Genomic DNA, 14,829 nt, shown 5'->3' with positions numbered 1-14,829 from the left:
CGCGTCCGCCCCTCAGCGCCCGTATTCCGCCTCCGCCCCCCTCGCACTCCTCTGGAACCGACCATGCTGCGTACCGCCCTGCGCAACGTCCTTGCGCACAAAGCCCGCTTGTTCATGACCGCGCTCGCGGTCCTGCTCGGTGTCGCGTTCGTCTCCGGCACCCTCGTCTTCGGCGACACCGTCGCCCACGCCTACCGCAGCGCCTCCCTGGCCGGCCTCCAGGGCGTGGCCGTCTCCGTACGGGCGGCGGCGCCCACCACCGCCGCCGAGACGGCCGGCGGCGAGGAAGCCCCGGCCCCCGACCCGGCAGGCAACGGGGCCCCCGAGCGAACCACCGCCCTCGACACCGCGCTGGCCCGGAAGATCGGCCGACTGCCGGGCGTCGCCTCGGTACGCCCCACCGTCCACGGCGAGGCCACCGTGGCCGGAAAGGACGGCCGCCCGGTCAGCGCCGACAGCACCCGGGCGCACCTCGCCACCAACTACGTGCCGGGCAAGGACGGCAAGGACAGCCACTATCCGCTGAAGGCGGGCCGCGGCCCCGCCGCCGCGAACGAGCTCGCCCTCGACGCCAGGACCGCCGAGAAGGCCGGCTACCGCATCGGTGACACCATCCGTTTCGCCCTCGACGGGCCCGTCCTGACCAAGAAGCTGGTCGGCGTCGTCTCCACCGACGATCCGCGGATCGCCGCCGGCGGCACCCTCACACTCTTCGACACCCGGACGGCACAGCAACTGTTCCTCCGCCCGGGCGAGTTCGACGAGTTCGCGGTCGCGGCCCAGGACGGCACCGATGAGCGCGCACTGACCGACCGGGTACGGGCGCTGCTCCCCGCGAAGGGCGTCCAGGCCCTCAGCGGCGCCGACCTGGCCGAAGAACAGTCCGCCGAGATCGCCCGGAACACCCGGTCCCTCACCAAGACGCTGCTGGTCTTCGCCGGCATCGCGCTGTTCGTGGGCGCGTTCCTCATCGCCAACACCTTCACCATGCTCATCGCCCAGCGCAGCCGCGACCTCGCGCTGATGCGGGCCGTGGGCGCCTCGCGCCGCCAGGTCGTACGCGCCGTCCTCATCGAGGCCGCGCTCCTCGGCCTGGTGGCCTCCGCCGCCGGATTCGCACTCGGCCTCGGCATCGCCACCGCCCTGCGGCCGCTGCTCAACACCACGGGTGCCGGACTGCCCGACGGACCGCTGGTCATCACGCCCGCGGCCCCGCTCGCCTCGCTCGCGGTCGGTGTCGCCGTCACCGTGCTGGCCGCCTGGCTGCCGTCCCGCAAGGCCGCGAAGATCGCCCCCGTGACGGCGCTCAGCAGCGTCGACCAGGCGCCGCCCGCCCGCGCCCTGCGGATCCGCAATGTGCTCGGCACCCTGCTCACCGGGGCCGGGACGCTGGTGATGCTGTACGTCTCCACGCTCCGGACGAGCAAGGAATCACACCTGATGCTCGCCATGCTCGGCTCCGCCCTCACCCTCGGCGGCGTGATCGTGCTGGCCCCACTGCTCTCCCGGCCGCTGATCACCCTGGCCGGCAAGGTCACCACCCGCCTCTGCGGCGTCAGCGGCAAGCTCGCCAAGGAGAACGCGCTGCGCAACCCGCGCCGTACGGCCGCCACCGCCTCGGCCCTGATGATCGGGCTCGCCCTGATCACCGGACTGACCGTCGGCGGCCACTCCGCCCAGCGCGCCATGGCCAAGGAGGCCACCCAGGGCCTGACCGCCGACTACAAGGTCACCAACAGCACCGCACGCGGTCTCGCCCCGGACACCGCCGCCAAGGTCGCCCGGGTACCCGGAGTCGCCGCGGCCGCCCCCGTCACCTCGGCGGGGCTCGACACCCAGGGCACGTACGCCGTGCTGACCGGCACCGACCCGAAGGCGTTCGGCAAGACCGCGCGGCTCGACGTCCGGGCCGGTTCGCTGCGTGACCTCGGCAACGGAAGGATCGCCGTCTCCGACGCGTTCGCCCGGCGGACCGGCCTCGGCGTGGGCGACCCCCTCGACGCCCAGCTGGGCTCCGGCGCGGCGAGCGGCGCGACGCAGCGGAAGACACTGGCGGTCGTTGCCGTCTACGCCAAGACCCGCGCCGTCGACGACGCACTGGGCACCCTGACCGATGTGCTCCCGTACGCGGACTCCCAGGAGCTGGAAAGCGTGCTGGTCAAGGCCGAACCCGGCCGGGCCGCCGGCCTCGAACGCACCATCCGCGCCGCACTCGGCGACAACCCCCTGCTGAAGGTCCGCAGCCAGGAGCAGCTCATCCAGGAGAACAACGGCCCCGTCACCACGGTCCTCAACATGATGTACGGGCTCCTCGGCATGGCCGTCGTCATCGCGGTGCTCGGCGTCGTCAACACCCTGGCCATGTCGGTCTTCGAGCGCACCCGCGAGCTCGGGATGCTGCGCGCCATCGGCCTCGACCGCTCCGGCGTCAGGCGGATGGTCCGGCTGGAGTCGGTCGTGATCTCGCTGTTCGGAGCCGCGCTCGGCATCGCCACCGGCACCTTCCTGGCCTGGGCCGGAGGCGGCCTCACCACCTCCTCGATGCAGGAGTACGAAATGGTCCTCCCCTGGGGAAGGCTGGCGCTCTTCCTCGCACTGGCCCTGGCCATCGGCGTCCTCGCCGCGATCTGGCCGGCCCGCCGCGCGGCCGGCCTGAACATGCTGCGCGCGATCCAGCCGCACTGAGCGCCGGGGCGGGGCCCCGGCCCGCGCACCGCACCCCGGGCGTGCCGTGTCGGCCGAACGGGCGAAGATGCCGCGAGTGGCCATCGCCGGGCCCGGTCCACGGGAAGGGCGATGGCATGGGTATGAGCCACCCGCAACGAACGACAGGTACTCCGACGTGAGAGCTTTTGTCCTCCGGAAAGTAGGCGAGGTCGGCGTCATCGAAAAGCCGATCCCCGAACCCGGCCCCAACGACGTGGTCGTGCGCACCACCGCGGCCCTGGTGTGCACCACCGACGTACACGTCATGAGGGGGGTGATTCCGGTCGCTCCGGACGTGACACTGGGGCACGAGGCAGTCGGTGTCGTCCATGCGCTCGGCTCGGCCGTCGAGGGACTGACCGAAGGGCAGCGCGTCGCGGCCGCCGGGATCACGCCCTGCTTCCAGTGCGATTCCTGCCAGCGCGGCTTCTCCTCGCAATGCCGGGGACGGATGCTGGGCGGCGCCAGATTCACCAACCAGCGCGACGGAACGCTGGCTCAGTATTTCCTCGTCAACAACGCGGAGGCCAACCTCGCACCGATCCCCGACGAGCTCTCCGACCACCAGGCGCTGTACGCCACCGACATGCTCTCCACCGGATTCGTCGCCGCCGAACACGCGGAACTCCAACTCGGCGAGACGGTCGCCGTCTTCGCGCAGGGTGCGGTGGGACTCTCGGCGACGATCGGCTGCCGCCTGCTCGGCGCCGGCCTGATCATCGCCGTCGAGTCGGTCCCCGCCCGTCAGGAACTGGCCCGCCACTTCGGCGCCGACATCATCGTCGACCACTCACGGTGCGACCCGGTCGAGCGCATCCTGGAGCTGACGGACGGCCAGGGAGTCGACGCGGCCATCGAGGCGCTCGGCGCCCCCCACACCTGGGAGGCAGCCTTCCGGGTCACCAAGCCAGGAGGGCGCATTTCCAACGTCGGCTACCACGGGGAGGTACGAGAGCCACTGAAAATCCCCCTGGAGCCCTTCGGATACGGCATGTCCGACAAGCAGGTCTACGGCGGCTTCAACCGCGGCGGCCGCGGCTGGCTGCGACGCATCTTCCGCCTGATGGAGACGGGCAAGGTCGACCCCACACCGATGACCACCCACGAATTCAGCTTCGGCGACATCGAAGAAGCCTTCCGGATGATGGCCTCGAAGGAAGGGGGCATCATCAAGCCGCTGATTCACTTCTAGGCGGATGGCCGGATCGTTCCCCTCACCCGTCCCACCGCTCGCCCGTCCCACCGCTCAGCTCCCGTACCGCCTCAGTGATACTCCCTCAGCTCTCCCGGCCGCACGAAGTAGAAGCCCCGCGGCCCCTCCGGTTCACCGGCGCCCCCGCAAAGGCACGGCGCGGGCCGTCCCTCGACCAGCTTGCTGCCGTTGACCACAGGCTTGCCGTCAAGGCGGCGCCCGGCGAAGCCGAAGATATGCGTCCCCCGCCCCAGCCGCACCATCCCCGCGGTGACCTGCGCCGCCGGCACGGGCAGGCCACCGGCCACGAGACGCACGAGCACGAACAAGTTCAGCTTCTCCCGCGCGGCAGGCCCGGCCCACAGCGCGACGATCACCGCCGCCTCGTCCCCGTCCGGGACGCACCCCCGCACGTAATACGGCTTGGCCAACGGCACATCCGTGTAGTGCCGGAGCGCAGCGGCAACGGCCCGCTGCGCCCGGGAAAGACACGAGGACGAGCAGGTCACCGGCTGATCCTGGACGGACATGCTTGTCTGCACCCCCATGCGGTCGTCGTCGATGTTGATGACAGCGATGATCCCCCGCCGCCGGGGCCGGTATCACGCTCAGAGGGAGGGCCAGCCGAACACCAAACTCGCGAAGAGACCGAAAACCCACAGCACGGCGAGCCCGGCGACCGCGCCGAGAACACCGATCCCGATGACAACAGCCTTCGCCCCAGCGGTATTTGCCATGACCCCATCATCTCCCTCACCTCAGGGGGCGCGGGCGGCGGGGTGCCACCAGTACTCCACCTCCTCCCGGGGGACCGATGACCGCGCGAGACCACACCCCACCCCTCCCGCCCGTCCCCCGGATCGCCCCGCCCCTCGCCCGTTCCGCTGTCGGGGTGGTCGTCGGTGGCGGGTCGTGCCGCTGCGGGCGGAGGGGGTGGGGGAGCAGCACGATGGGCAGCGCTGCGCCGCCGTGACCGGCACGGTGGCAGGAAACCCCGGGAGCGCTCCGTGACCGCCCAGCCGCCTCGCACCGACGCACCGCCCGCCCGCTACGACGACCTGCGCGCCCTCGTGTTCAACTGCACCCTCAAGCGGTCGCCGGAGCGGAGCAACACCCAGGGGCTCATCGACCGCAGCGTGGGCATCATGGAGCGGCAGGGCGTCCATGTCGATGTCGTACGGGCCATCGACCATGACATCGCCACCGGCGTCTGGCCGGACATGACCGAACACGGCTGGCGGACCGACGCCTGGCCGGCCCTCTACGAACAGGTCATGGCGGCCGACATCCTCGTACTGGCCGGGCCGATCTGGCTGGGGGACAACAGCTCCGTGACCAAGCAGGTGATCGAGCGCCTCTATGCCTGCTCCAGCCTGCTCAACGAGTCCGGACAGTATGCCTATTACGGGCGGGTCGGCGGCTGTCTGATCACCGGCAACGAGGACGGCGTCAAGCACTGCGCCATGAACGTGCTCTACAGCCTCCAGCACCTCGGCTACACCATCCCCCCGCAGGCCGACGCCGGCTGGATGGGCGAGGCCGGCCCCGGTCCCTCGTACCTCGACCCCGGCTCGGGCGGCCCGGAGAACGACTTCACCAACCGCAACACCAGCTTCATGACCTGGAACCTGCTGCACCTGGCCCGCACCCTGAAGGACGCCGGCGGCATCCCCGCCTACGGCAACCAGCGCACCGCCTGGGACGCGGGCTGCCGGGACGATTACGAGAACCCGGAACATCGGTAGGCCCGGCGGAGCATCGGTAGACCGCCGGAACGTCGGTAGACCGGCGGCACGGCCGGCCCTCCACCCGGCGCACCCACGGGCGACGCCGCAGCTCAAGGGAAGCCCCCCCGCGGCATCCACGAGCAGCGCCCCCGCAGCCCCGCCCCCCCACGTGAAGAGCGTCACAACTGTCCACCGGCATGGGTGAGTTGGGCGGCGCTGGCTAGGCGTGGGGGCATGGCTGCGAATGGGGTTGAGGTGGTCGCGCGTGGGGTGAGCGTGCGGGGGGCACGGGGGCCGGTGTGTGAGGGGGTGGATGTGGAGGTGCCGGCGGGCGGGCTGCTGGCTGCTCACGGGGCGGCCGGGTCCGGGCGTACGTCGCTTCTGCTGGCGCTCGCCGGGCGGATGCGGCTGTCCGGTGGGGCCGTTCGGGTCGGGGGGGATGAGTTGCCGGCCGAGGGACGGCGGGTGCGCCGGGTGGTCGCCGTCGCGCGGGCGGCGCCGGCGGTGGCTCTCGAAGGGCGGCTGCGGGTGCGTGAGGTGATGGCCGAACGGTGTCTGACCAGCCCGGGGGTGAGTGAGCGGGGTATCCGTGCGGCCTTTGAGCGGCTGGAGATCGCTCCGCGGGAGGCTGCGCTGGTCGAGGAACTGGGGCCGGTGGAGGGGGTGTTGCTGGCGACCGCGCTGGCGCTCGCCGAGCGGCCGGGCGCGCTGGTGGTGGACGATGTGGATGACGGGCTGCCGCCCGAGGTGCAGGGGCGGGTATGGCAGGCCCTGGACCGGGTCCGGGACGAGGGTCCGACGGTGCTCGCCGGCTGTCTGTGTCCGCCCCCGTCCGGCCCCGGCCTGGTCACGTTGTTATTGCCGCAGCGCAGCCGGGACCGGCTGCCGGCCGGGTCGGCCGTGGGCCGAGGGGACGGCGGCATATGAGGGCCGTCAAGCTGGCGATACTGGAACTCCGGCGCTTCCGCGGGCCGATGCGCAGGTTGGTGCCCGTACTGCTCTGTCTGGTGCCGCTGCTGTACGGCGCCATGTACCTCTGGGCGAACTGGGACCCGTACGGCAAGACCGACCGGCTGCCGGTCGCCGTCGTCAACCAGGACCAGCTGGCGCATGCCCCGCAGGGCCGCCGGGTGGACGCAGGTGACCAGCTGGTGCGGCAGCTCAAGGCGTCCGGCACCTTCGACTGGCGGTTCGTCGGTGCGGACGAGGCGCGGGACGGGCTGGAGCACGGCCGCTACTTCTTCACCATCACCGTCCCGTCCGACTTCAGCAGCAAGCTCGCCACCGGCGCCGACGCCCGCCCGCAGCAGGCCGGCATCCGGATCGAACTCAACGACGCCAACAACTACATCGCCGGCATCATGACCGAGGTGGTGCAGAACAAGCTCCAGGAGCAGGTCAACTCCGCCACCCATGCCGCCTATGTACGCAGCGTCTACGGCGAGCTGTCGGACGTGCGCGACAAACTGTCCACCGCGGCCGATGGCGCGCACCGGCTGGTGGGCGCCACCCGCGTGGCCCAGCAGGGCACTTCCACGGTCGCGTCGGCGACCTCCACGCTGCGCGACGGTGCCGACGGGGTTTCCGCCGGGGCGCGTCAGATCGCCCGTGCCGCGGGGCAGATCGACGGTCTCACCGGCCGCCTCGACCGGGCCGCCGCCGACCGCCTGCCCGGAGCGGCCGCCGCCCTGGTGACCACCGCCCGGCTGACCACCGACGGCCTGGACGCGGTGCACACCGCGACCGGCGCCACCCGTAAGGGCACCGCGCGTGCCGTGGCGGACCTCGACGAACTCGCCGACTCCCACCCCGCGTTGCGCAGCGACCCCGTATACCGAACGGCCCTGCGGCACGCACATGACCTGGACGCGACCGCCACCTCCCTCGACGGCCGGGCCGCCGCCGCGGAGAACAACGCCCGGCGCTCGCTGCGTGCCGCCGAACGCCTCCAGAGCGGCATCGGTTCGCTCCAGCGCGAGGTGCTGGCCCTGCACACCCCGGTCCGCCTCGTCGACACCGGCTCCCATCGCGCCGCCGACGGGGCGCAGGGTCTCGTGGCGGGGCTGGGCACCCTGGAGAAGGGCTCGGGAGCGCTGCGGGCAGCCGCCGACCAGGCCCACGACGGTGCCGCGGATGTCTCCCGCACCGTCGACGACGGGCTGCACAAGATCCCCCGGACCAGCCCCGACCAGGTCGCGCACGCCGCCGAGGTGCTGGGCACGCCGGTCCACATCGACCGGGGCAATCTGCATCCGGCCGGTGTCTACGGACGCGGTCTCGCGCCGTTCTTCTTCGGGATCGCCCTGTGGGTGTTCGGCCTCTTCGCCTATCTGCTGCTGCGGCCGCTCAACACCCGGGCGCTCGTCGGGCGGGTCGGCGCGTTCACCACCGCCGTCGCGGGCTGGCTCCCGGCCGCGTTGCTCGGCGCGGTGGGCGCCCTGGTGCTCTACGGCGTCGTCGATCTCGCCCTCGGGCTCAGTCCGGTCCACCGCTTCTGGATGGTCGCGCTCCTGGTCACCGCGGCAGCGGCGTTCGTCGCCGTCGACCACTGTCTGCGCACCCTGTTCGGGGTGCCGGGCGACGTCCTGTCACTGGTCCTGCTCATCCTTCAGCTCACGGCCTCCGGCGGGCTCTATCCGCTGCCCACCGAGCCGGCGTTCTTCCAGCTGCTGAACCCGCTGCTCCCGATGACGTACCTCGTCGACGGACTGCGGGTCACCGTGTCGGGCGGGCTCACCGCGCACCTCGTACGGGACTTCGTCGTCCTCTTCGGCTTCACCGCCGGCTCTCTCGCCCTGACGGCCCTCGCCGTACGGCGCCAACGGGTGTGGACCGTCGGGCGTCTTCATCCCGATGTCGCCCTGTGAGGGCCCTGGCCGCGCGGCGCTCCGGCCCGCCCCTCCCCGTCTCTCCGTACATCGGGAGGCAGGGAAGGGCGGGCCGCGGGTGGTCACCTCTGGGAGATGTCGGCGCTGACGATCTCGCCGTCGGACACCGTGTAGGTGCCTTGGTACACCCGTACCGAGCCGTCGGTCTGGGTCGCGCGGAGGACGGCGCCGACCTGGCCGGAGCTGCCGTCGTTCACCGCGCTGAGTTCGATGTGCACCGTGGTGCCGAAGCCCGACTTCCACTCCGAGTACGAGGAGCCCCCGATGTTCTTGCCGCCGAGGTCCCAGGCCGCGGAGAAGTCGCCGGCGTTGATGTCCCGGTAGTACTCCTCCACGACCGCGCTCGCGTTGTCGGGGGACGGTGAGAGGTCCGACGGGGTGGGGGAGGGGGAGTCGGTCGGCGGCAGGGTCTCGGTGTAGGTCGGCGGCGTGGAATAGCTGTCGGTCGGAGGCGGGGAACCGAGGGCCGGGCCCGGGGTGGGGCTGGTCGAGGAGAGGGCGCCGACCGTGTCCTCGTCCGAGGAGCCGTCGGACGAGGAGAGCACGACGGCAGTCGCGCCGCCCGCCACGATCAGGGCCGCGAGCACCCACAGCAGCCACTGCGGGAGGATGGTGGGCCCCACGCGGACGTAGCCGTGCCCGGTGCCTCCGACGAGCCGGTGGGTGCCGGCGGACGCCGCGGACTCGCGTGGCGTACCGCAGCGCGGACAGAACGTCGCGGCGGCATCCTCATGGAGCGCGCCGCAGTGCGTGCAGGACGGCATGGTCATCTCCCCCCGTTGTCCCTGGTGTTCCCGGATCCGGCCGTCGCGCCGGACCGGCTACAGCCCGTGGATCGCCTCTTCGATCGCCACCGCCAGCGTGGCCAGGGCGGTGAAACCCGGCACGGCGCCCACCAGCGCCCTGGCGAAGACCTTCAGCTTGCCCTTGCGCGGTGCCTCCGACGTGGCCTCCTCGCGGGCGTCCTCGGCGGCCTCGATCAGGTCGTCCCGTTCCGGGTGCGCGGACCGGCCGAGCTCGTCGATCAGCCGGGTGAGCAGGGTGTCGAGGTCCTGGGGCTGCGACCGCGGCCCGTCGCCGTACTGGGTCAGCCCGCTGTCCCGGACCTCCGCCTTGGCGTTCTTGCCGCTGGCCACGGCGTTGCCGACGACATTCGAGCCGCCGGTGGCGATGATCCCGTCGTTCCTGCGCATGTGTACTCCTCATTTCTTCCTGGCTTTTCAGTCCAGCTTGAGCAGCGGGATCTTGTGGATGATGTTCATCGCGGTCCGGGACCGGTCGCCGGAGGCGACCGCGCTGGAATCCACCCGCGATCCGTGGGACGCGATGATGCCGTTGTTGATGATCGTCTGCTGACGCTGGATCAGCTCTCCCGCGTCGATACCACGCGCTTCGGCGAATTCGACGAGTGCGTCCAGGACCCGCTTTTCCACCGTCTTCAGGACCATCCCGCTGTCGGCCTTCTGGAAATGCCGCTGGTGATGGGTGGCCGCGGCTTCCCGGCGGACGCTCTGCCGTGCCCCGTAGTCGAATCGGCGCAGCCTGGTGATCAGCTTGTGCTGACGGCGCAGCCGCCGGGACATCCAGGAGTCGGGGGCGAATCCCGCGATCGCGCGTGCGGGGGAGGCCAGCAGAATGAAGAAGGTGCTGACCGCGGTCTCCGAGACCAGCTTGGCGAGTTCGCCGACGGACGGCCGGGGCATGAGGGTGTCGATGATCCGGTAGCGGTCCAGCAGCGGGAACAGCACCGTCGGCACGGCTTCCACGAAGAGATTGGAGTCCGACCGCACAAAGCGCAGAAAGAGCGAGGTGACCAACTCGCCGCCCCAGCCGGTGGAGTGCACCGCCAGATAGGGACGGGCACCTTCCTCGGGCGTCCGCTTCAGTGCGTCCATCTGGTCGAACGGAATCCGGGACACCGGCCGGCCGAGAGGATCCGGCAGAAAGCGGGCGTCTCCCAGCAGGGTCGAACCCTCGGCGAAGAGCCGCTCCTCGATCTCCAGGCAGGGCAGCGCCAGGGTGCCGACCCGCTCGGCGATATGTGCATAGAGCTCCGTCACATCGAATTCCTCCGGCTCGCCCTCCGGCCGGCTCGATGTGGTGACGTCGAATGTCAGGGACCATGAATCGAGTTCGGTCCCGTAGCCGATGAACGGCGAATAGCCGCTGTATGTGGTGACGTTTCCGTCGGCGTAATCGCCGATCTGGCGCAGGCGCATCGCGATGTCGTTGTTGAGCGGCGGCGGCGCGGCCGCCGGGTCGAAACGGTCCGGGCGAAGGCTCTGGAGATGGCGTCCGTACTTCGTGGAGAGCTCGAAGGAGAGCACCGTCACCCAGGACAGGAAGAGCACCAGCAGGGTGATCCAGGCTTCGGCGGCCACGAACGCGAAGAAGAAGGCCAGCAGGAACAGGACGGCGAGCACGAGATCCCGGCTGTGCCGGCGTGCGTTGGCCAGATAGGCGTGCCGCAGCACCACGGGAATGTCGCACGCCGGGGCCGGCGCCACCCCGAGACGGGGTTCGGCGGCGACCTGTTTGATGAGCGATCCGGCGTAGGCGCGGTCCAGGTAGGCGGCCGCACACAGATATCTGGTCAGGTCCCGGCCGCTGCCCCACCGCGGGACGGTGGCGCGGCGGTCGGCGGGCCGCTCCGCGAGCGGCACCGTGGCCGCGGCGGGCGGCGGAGCACCGGCAGGCTGCTGCGGCAGCGTCACGGTCGCCTCGCCGGCCTCCAGGGCCGCACCGCAGGTGCTGCAGAACGCGGCTCCCGGAGCGGTGCCCCGGCCACACCCGGGGCATGTCGTCGTATGCGTCATTGCTTCCCCCCACACATGAGCCCGGCTCACGTCCCACGAGTGCACCACAAGAGGAATCTGAGAAAATGTCGGAGTCACTCTTTGAGGCAGGACCGTTACAGATCCGGAACGGGCGCGGCGGCCGCACAGGTGCGCCCGCCCCGGTCCGTGGGGACGGTGCCGGAGGGGGAGCCGGGCCGGTGCCTAGGGTTCGGACCCGGCCTGTCCGGCGGTCCGGCGCTGCTTGGCGCGGTGGGCGAGCACATCGAGGATCCGTTGCCACGCCGGGGATGCCTCGACGACCCGGGAGAATGCCAGCGCCATGTTCCCTTGCTCGCTGCTGTCCCGTGCGTGGTCGATCTCCCAGTTGTCCAGTTCATCGATGAGCTGGTCCACGCGGGGATCGTGCGGATCCCAGTCGAGTGACTGATCGCAGGCGAGATACAGGCGGGTCGTCTGGGGGTCGTCGAAGCTGGCGGCCTTGTCCTTGATCGCCTGCGGCATGGACTCCGGGTCCAGTGCCTGGAGCAGGATCCACACATCCCGTTCGAGCCGTACGGTCCGTTCGCTGACCCCGAGACCGCGCATCCGGTTCAGGTTGGCGACCACCCCGGCAGGCAGGACGAGCCCTTCGCCGCCGGCCAATTCGGTGATCCGGCGGCGGTGCTCGGTGAGTTGGTCGATCTTGCGCTGCAATTCCGCGTCGATGTCGTCGACGGCCGCGGCGAATTCAGCCGGCTGTGCGTGCAGCAGCGCGTCGATACGGGCCAGCGGCACCCCGGCATCGGCGAGGGTCTTGATCCGGATGAGATCCACCGCCGCTTGCGCGCTGTAGCGGCGGTAGCCGGAGCGATCGCGTTCGGGTTCCGGCAGCAGGCCGACGTGGTGGTAGTGACGAACGGCGCGCACGGTCACGCCGGCGGTCGCCGCGAGCTGGCCGATCGTGAGCACCGTTCACCTCCGGTCTTCGGGAACCCTGGCGGGCCGAGTCTAAGACCTGTCCTGTGGGGCCGCGCCGGGGCGCGTTCGCACCCACGGGACGCGCTCCGCCGACGCCGCTACCGGGCCATTTCCGTCCAGGTGACCGGCAGTTCATGGACGCCGTAGATGTTCATGTCGGTCCTGAGGTTCACCTCGCCGGCGGGGACCGCGAGCCGGAGGGCCGGGAAGCGGCGCAGCAGTCCGTCGAAACCGGCGCGCATCTCGATGCGGGCCAGTTGCTGGCCGAGGCACTGATGGATGCCGTGGCCGAAGGAGAGGTGACCGCGGGCCCTGCGGTGGATGTCCAGGGTGTCGGGGTGGTCGAAGCGCCGGGGATCGCGGTTGGCGGCCAGCAGCGAGACGACCACGGTCGATCCCTTGCCGATGGTTTCCCCGCCGAGTTCGATGTCCTCCGTGGCGTAGCGATAGAAGACATCGGCGACGGACAGATAGCGCATGAGTTCCTCGACGGCGTCGGGGATCAGCTCCGGGGCGGCGCGCAGTTCGGCCAGCTGCTCGGGGTGCTCCAGGAGCGCGAAGGTGCCCAGGGCCAGCATGTTGGCGGTGGTCTCGTGGCCGGCGAGCAGCAGCAGGAAGGCGATGCCGGTCAGTTCCTCGATGCTGAGGTCGTCATGGCGGGCCAGGTCGGACAGGATGTCCTCGCCGGGTTCGGCGCGTTTGCGCGTGACCAGTTCGGCGAGGTAGGTGGTCATCGCGCCGTACGCGGCCATCTTCTCGTCGAGCTCCTGGTCCTTGACCAGGAAGGTGGCGGAGTTGACCTGGAAGTTCTCCCGGTCCTCGTAAGGGACACCGAGCAGTTCGCAGATGACCAGCGAGGGCACCGGCAGCGCGAACTCCTTGACCAGGTCGACCGGCGGGGTGAGGCGCGCCATCTCCGCCAGTTGCCGTTCAGTGATCTCGACGATGTGCTCTTCGAGCTGTTTCATGCGTCTGACGGTGAAGGCACCGGTCAGCTTGCGTCGCAGCCGGGTGTGGTCCGGCGGGTCCATGGCGACGAACAGGCCCGGTACCTGCGGGGACGGCTCGGTGGCGGCGGGCATACCGGGGGTCTCGTACGGCAGGTGGAGGATGCCGAGGTCCTGGCGGGAGCTGAACCGGGTGTCGGCCAGGAGTTGGCGGACCGCCTCGTAGCCGGTGACGAGCCAGCCCTCGTGACCGTCGGGGAAGACCAGGGGGCTGACCGGGCGCACCTCGCGCAGCCGGCTGATCTGGCTGGGCGGGTCGAAGGGGCCCGCATCGCGCTCCATGGGGAGGCCGTGCGGGATGGCAACCGTTTCACTCATGGGATGTCCTTTCGCGGCGGCCGTAGTGGCCCCGTCGTCATGCGCCAAAGGCTCCAACCCTGACGCACGGTCAAGGTCAACCCCCTCCCGCCGCAGCGGCCCGGTTCGCCGTCGCGTTCCGTATTGATGGCGAGCCCGCCGGTCGTGCTGGTGGCGGCTGTTCGGCCACCCCGCCCTGCCCGCAGGCCAGTTGATCGCGGGTGCGGAGCCGAGGGGGCGCTGCGTACGGCGTGCGCGGGTAGTCTCGCGCTGGTGCGGCGCCGGGCGTGGGCGAGGTGCCCCGGCCGGGAAGCGGCATCGAACAGCCTCCGAGCAGCGACTGACCGAAGCGGTGGTAACCATGGCAGATCATGACCTGACCGGTTTCGAGCGCGGCACCTTCACCCATGACGGCACCACGCACCGGATTCTGCGGCGGGGCACGGGGCCCGCCGTGATCGTGCTGGCGGAGATACCGGGAATCACGCCCAAGGTTCTGGAGTTCGCCGATCGCGTGGCCGCGATCGGCTGTACCGCCGTGCTCCCGGTGCTCTTCGGCAGACCCGGCCGCGATGCGAATCCCGCGCACATCGGTCGGGTGAAGGCCGCAGGCTATATGGCCTCGTCCATCGGGAAGGTGTGCGTCAGCCGGGAGTTCACCGTGCTGGCCACCGGGAAATCCTCCCGTGTGGTGACCTGGCTGCGGGCCCTGGCCGCGCAGGAGCACGAGCGGTGCGGCGGCCCCGGTGTCGGGGCCGTCGGGATGTGTCTCACCGGTGGCTTCGCGCTGGCCATGGCCGCCGATGAGCGCCTTCTCGCCCCGGTCCTGTCCCAGCCGTCGCTGCCGCTGGCCCTCACCAAGAGCCGGGCCGGTGGTATCGATATCTCCGCCGAGGACCTCGCCACCGTCCGGGGGCGCTGTGAGCGCGAGGGCCTGCGGGTCGTCGGGCTCCGGTTCCGCGGGGACCGGCTGGTGCCGGGCGACCGGTTCGATTTTCTGCGCCGCGAACTCGGCGAGGCGTTCACCGCCGTCGAACTGGACGACTCCGCCGCGAATCCCCGCGCCGTGCCGTCGCCGCACTCCGTCCTGACCGAGCACCTCATCGACGAACCCGGCCAGCCGACCCGCGCGGCGCTGGACGAGGTGCTCGACCTCTTCCGTACGCGGTTGCTGGGGCAGCAGCACGGTCCGGCGGTGGAGACGCCGGCCGTCGAGGCGGAGGGTGAGCGCTGAGCGGTCTCGGCGGGCCGTCGCTC

The 14,829-nt window shown here is 71.0% G+C and carries 13 protein-coding genes; 6 read left to right on the top strand and 7 right to left on the bottom strand.

Annotated elements, in window-relative coordinates:
* Window positions 1–63: 63 nt before the first annotated feature.
* On the top strand, window positions 64–2,685 hold the full coding sequence (locus tag ACZ4XD_RS08000) for an FtsX-like permease family protein (RefSeq protein WP_468039308.1): 2,622 nt from the start codon (window positions 64–66) through the stop codon (window positions 2,683–2,685).
* Between the two features lie 157 nt (window positions 2,686–2,842).
* Window positions 2,843–3,898: a zinc-binding dehydrogenase gene (locus ACZ4XD_RS07995; protein ID WP_468039306.1), complete on the top strand. Its 1,056-nt coding sequence runs from the start codon at window positions 2,843–2,845 to the stop codon at window positions 3,896–3,898.
* Window positions 3,899–3,969: 71 nt separating this feature from the next.
* Here ACZ4XD_RS07995 and ACZ4XD_RS07990 read toward each other — a convergent pair whose 3' ends face one another.
* Together ACZ4XD_RS07990 and ACZ4XD_RS07985 are read right to left on the bottom strand one after the other, a co-directional pair.
* A complete protein-coding gene (locus ACZ4XD_RS07990) occupies window positions 3,970–4,428 on the bottom strand; it encodes a hypothetical protein (protein ID WP_468039304.1) in 459 nt (152 codons plus the stop codon).
* A gap of 78 nt (window positions 4,429–4,506) precedes the next feature.
* The gene (locus ACZ4XD_RS07985; protein WP_468039302.1) at window positions 4,507–4,635 is read right to left on the bottom strand and encodes a hypothetical protein; all 129 of its coding nucleotides are present in this window, start codon (window positions 4,633–4,635) and stop codon (window positions 4,507–4,509) included.
* A 270-nt stretch (window positions 4,636–4,905) separates the two neighbouring features.
* Between ACZ4XD_RS07985 and ACZ4XD_RS07980 the strand changes: the two genes are divergently transcribed.
* The 3 genes from ACZ4XD_RS07980 (at window position 4,906) to ACZ4XD_RS07970 (ending at window position 8,492) form a co-directional block, all read left to right on the top strand.
* Complete coding sequence (locus tag ACZ4XD_RS07980; protein ID WP_468039300.1) at window positions 4,906–5,643, top strand: flavodoxin family protein; 738 nt, start codon at window positions 4,906–4,908, stop codon at window positions 5,641–5,643.
* Window positions 5,644–5,940: 297 nt separating this feature from the next.
* On the top strand, window positions 5,941–6,552 hold the full coding sequence (locus ACZ4XD_RS07975) for an ATP-binding cassette domain-containing protein (RefSeq protein ID WP_468039298.1): 612 nt from the start codon (window positions 5,941–5,943) through the stop codon (window positions 6,550–6,552).
* Entirely contained in the window at window positions 6,549–8,492 is a 1,944-nt protein-coding gene (locus ACZ4XD_RS07970; RefSeq protein ID WP_468039296.1) for a YhgE/Pip family protein, read from the top strand. Before ACZ4XD_RS07975 ends, ACZ4XD_RS07970 begins: the two co-directional genes overlap by 4 nt.
* A gap of 83 nt (window positions 8,493–8,575) precedes the next feature.
* Here ACZ4XD_RS07970 and ACZ4XD_RS07965 read toward each other — a convergent pair whose 3' ends face one another.
* The 5 genes from ACZ4XD_RS07965 to ACZ4XD_RS07945 all read right to left on the bottom strand — a co-directional run bounded on the left by ACZ4XD_RS07965 (window position 8,576) and on the right by ACZ4XD_RS07945 (window position 13,593).
* Complete coding sequence (locus tag ACZ4XD_RS07965; RefSeq protein WP_468039294.1) at window positions 8,576–9,277, bottom strand: zinc ribbon domain-containing protein; 702 nt, start codon at window positions 9,275–9,277, stop codon at window positions 8,576–8,578.
* A 57-nt stretch (window positions 9,278–9,334) separates the two neighbouring features.
* A complete protein-coding gene (locus ACZ4XD_RS07960; protein ID WP_468039292.1) occupies window positions 9,335–9,706 on the bottom strand; it encodes a hypothetical protein in 372 nt (123 codons plus the stop codon).
* 27 nt (window positions 9,707–9,733) lie between these two features.
* On the bottom strand, window positions 9,734–11,329 hold the full coding sequence (locus ACZ4XD_RS07955; protein ID WP_468039290.1) for a zinc ribbon domain-containing protein: 1,596 nt from the start codon (window positions 11,327–11,329) through the stop codon (window positions 9,734–9,736).
* 183 nt (window positions 11,330–11,512) lie between these two features.
* On the bottom strand, window positions 11,513–12,259 hold the full coding sequence (locus tag ACZ4XD_RS07950; RefSeq protein ID WP_468039288.1) for a MerR family transcriptional regulator: 747 nt from the start codon (window positions 12,257–12,259) through the stop codon (window positions 11,513–11,515).
* Window positions 12,260–12,366: 107 nt separating this feature from the next.
* Window positions 12,367–13,593, bottom strand: a complete 1,227-nt coding sequence (locus ACZ4XD_RS07945) for a cytochrome P450 (RefSeq protein WP_468039286.1) — start codon at window positions 13,591–13,593, stop codon at window positions 12,367–12,369.
* Window positions 13,594–13,933: 340 nt separating this feature from the next.
* Between ACZ4XD_RS07945 and ACZ4XD_RS07940 the strand changes: the two genes are divergently transcribed.
* Window positions 13,934–14,806 carry a dienelactone hydrolase family protein gene (locus ACZ4XD_RS07940; RefSeq protein WP_468039284.1) on the top strand — a complete coding sequence of 291 codons (873 nt, stop codon included), beginning with the start codon at window positions 13,934–13,936 and terminating at the stop codon, window positions 14,804–14,806.
* The last annotated feature ends 23 nt before the right edge of the window (window positions 14,807–14,829 follow it).

It is taken from the genome of Streptomyces sp. NPDC029466 (assembly GCF_055574515.1).
Note: the sequence above shows the minus strand (reverse complement) of the source record. Positions and strands in the feature narration are given on the sequence as shown.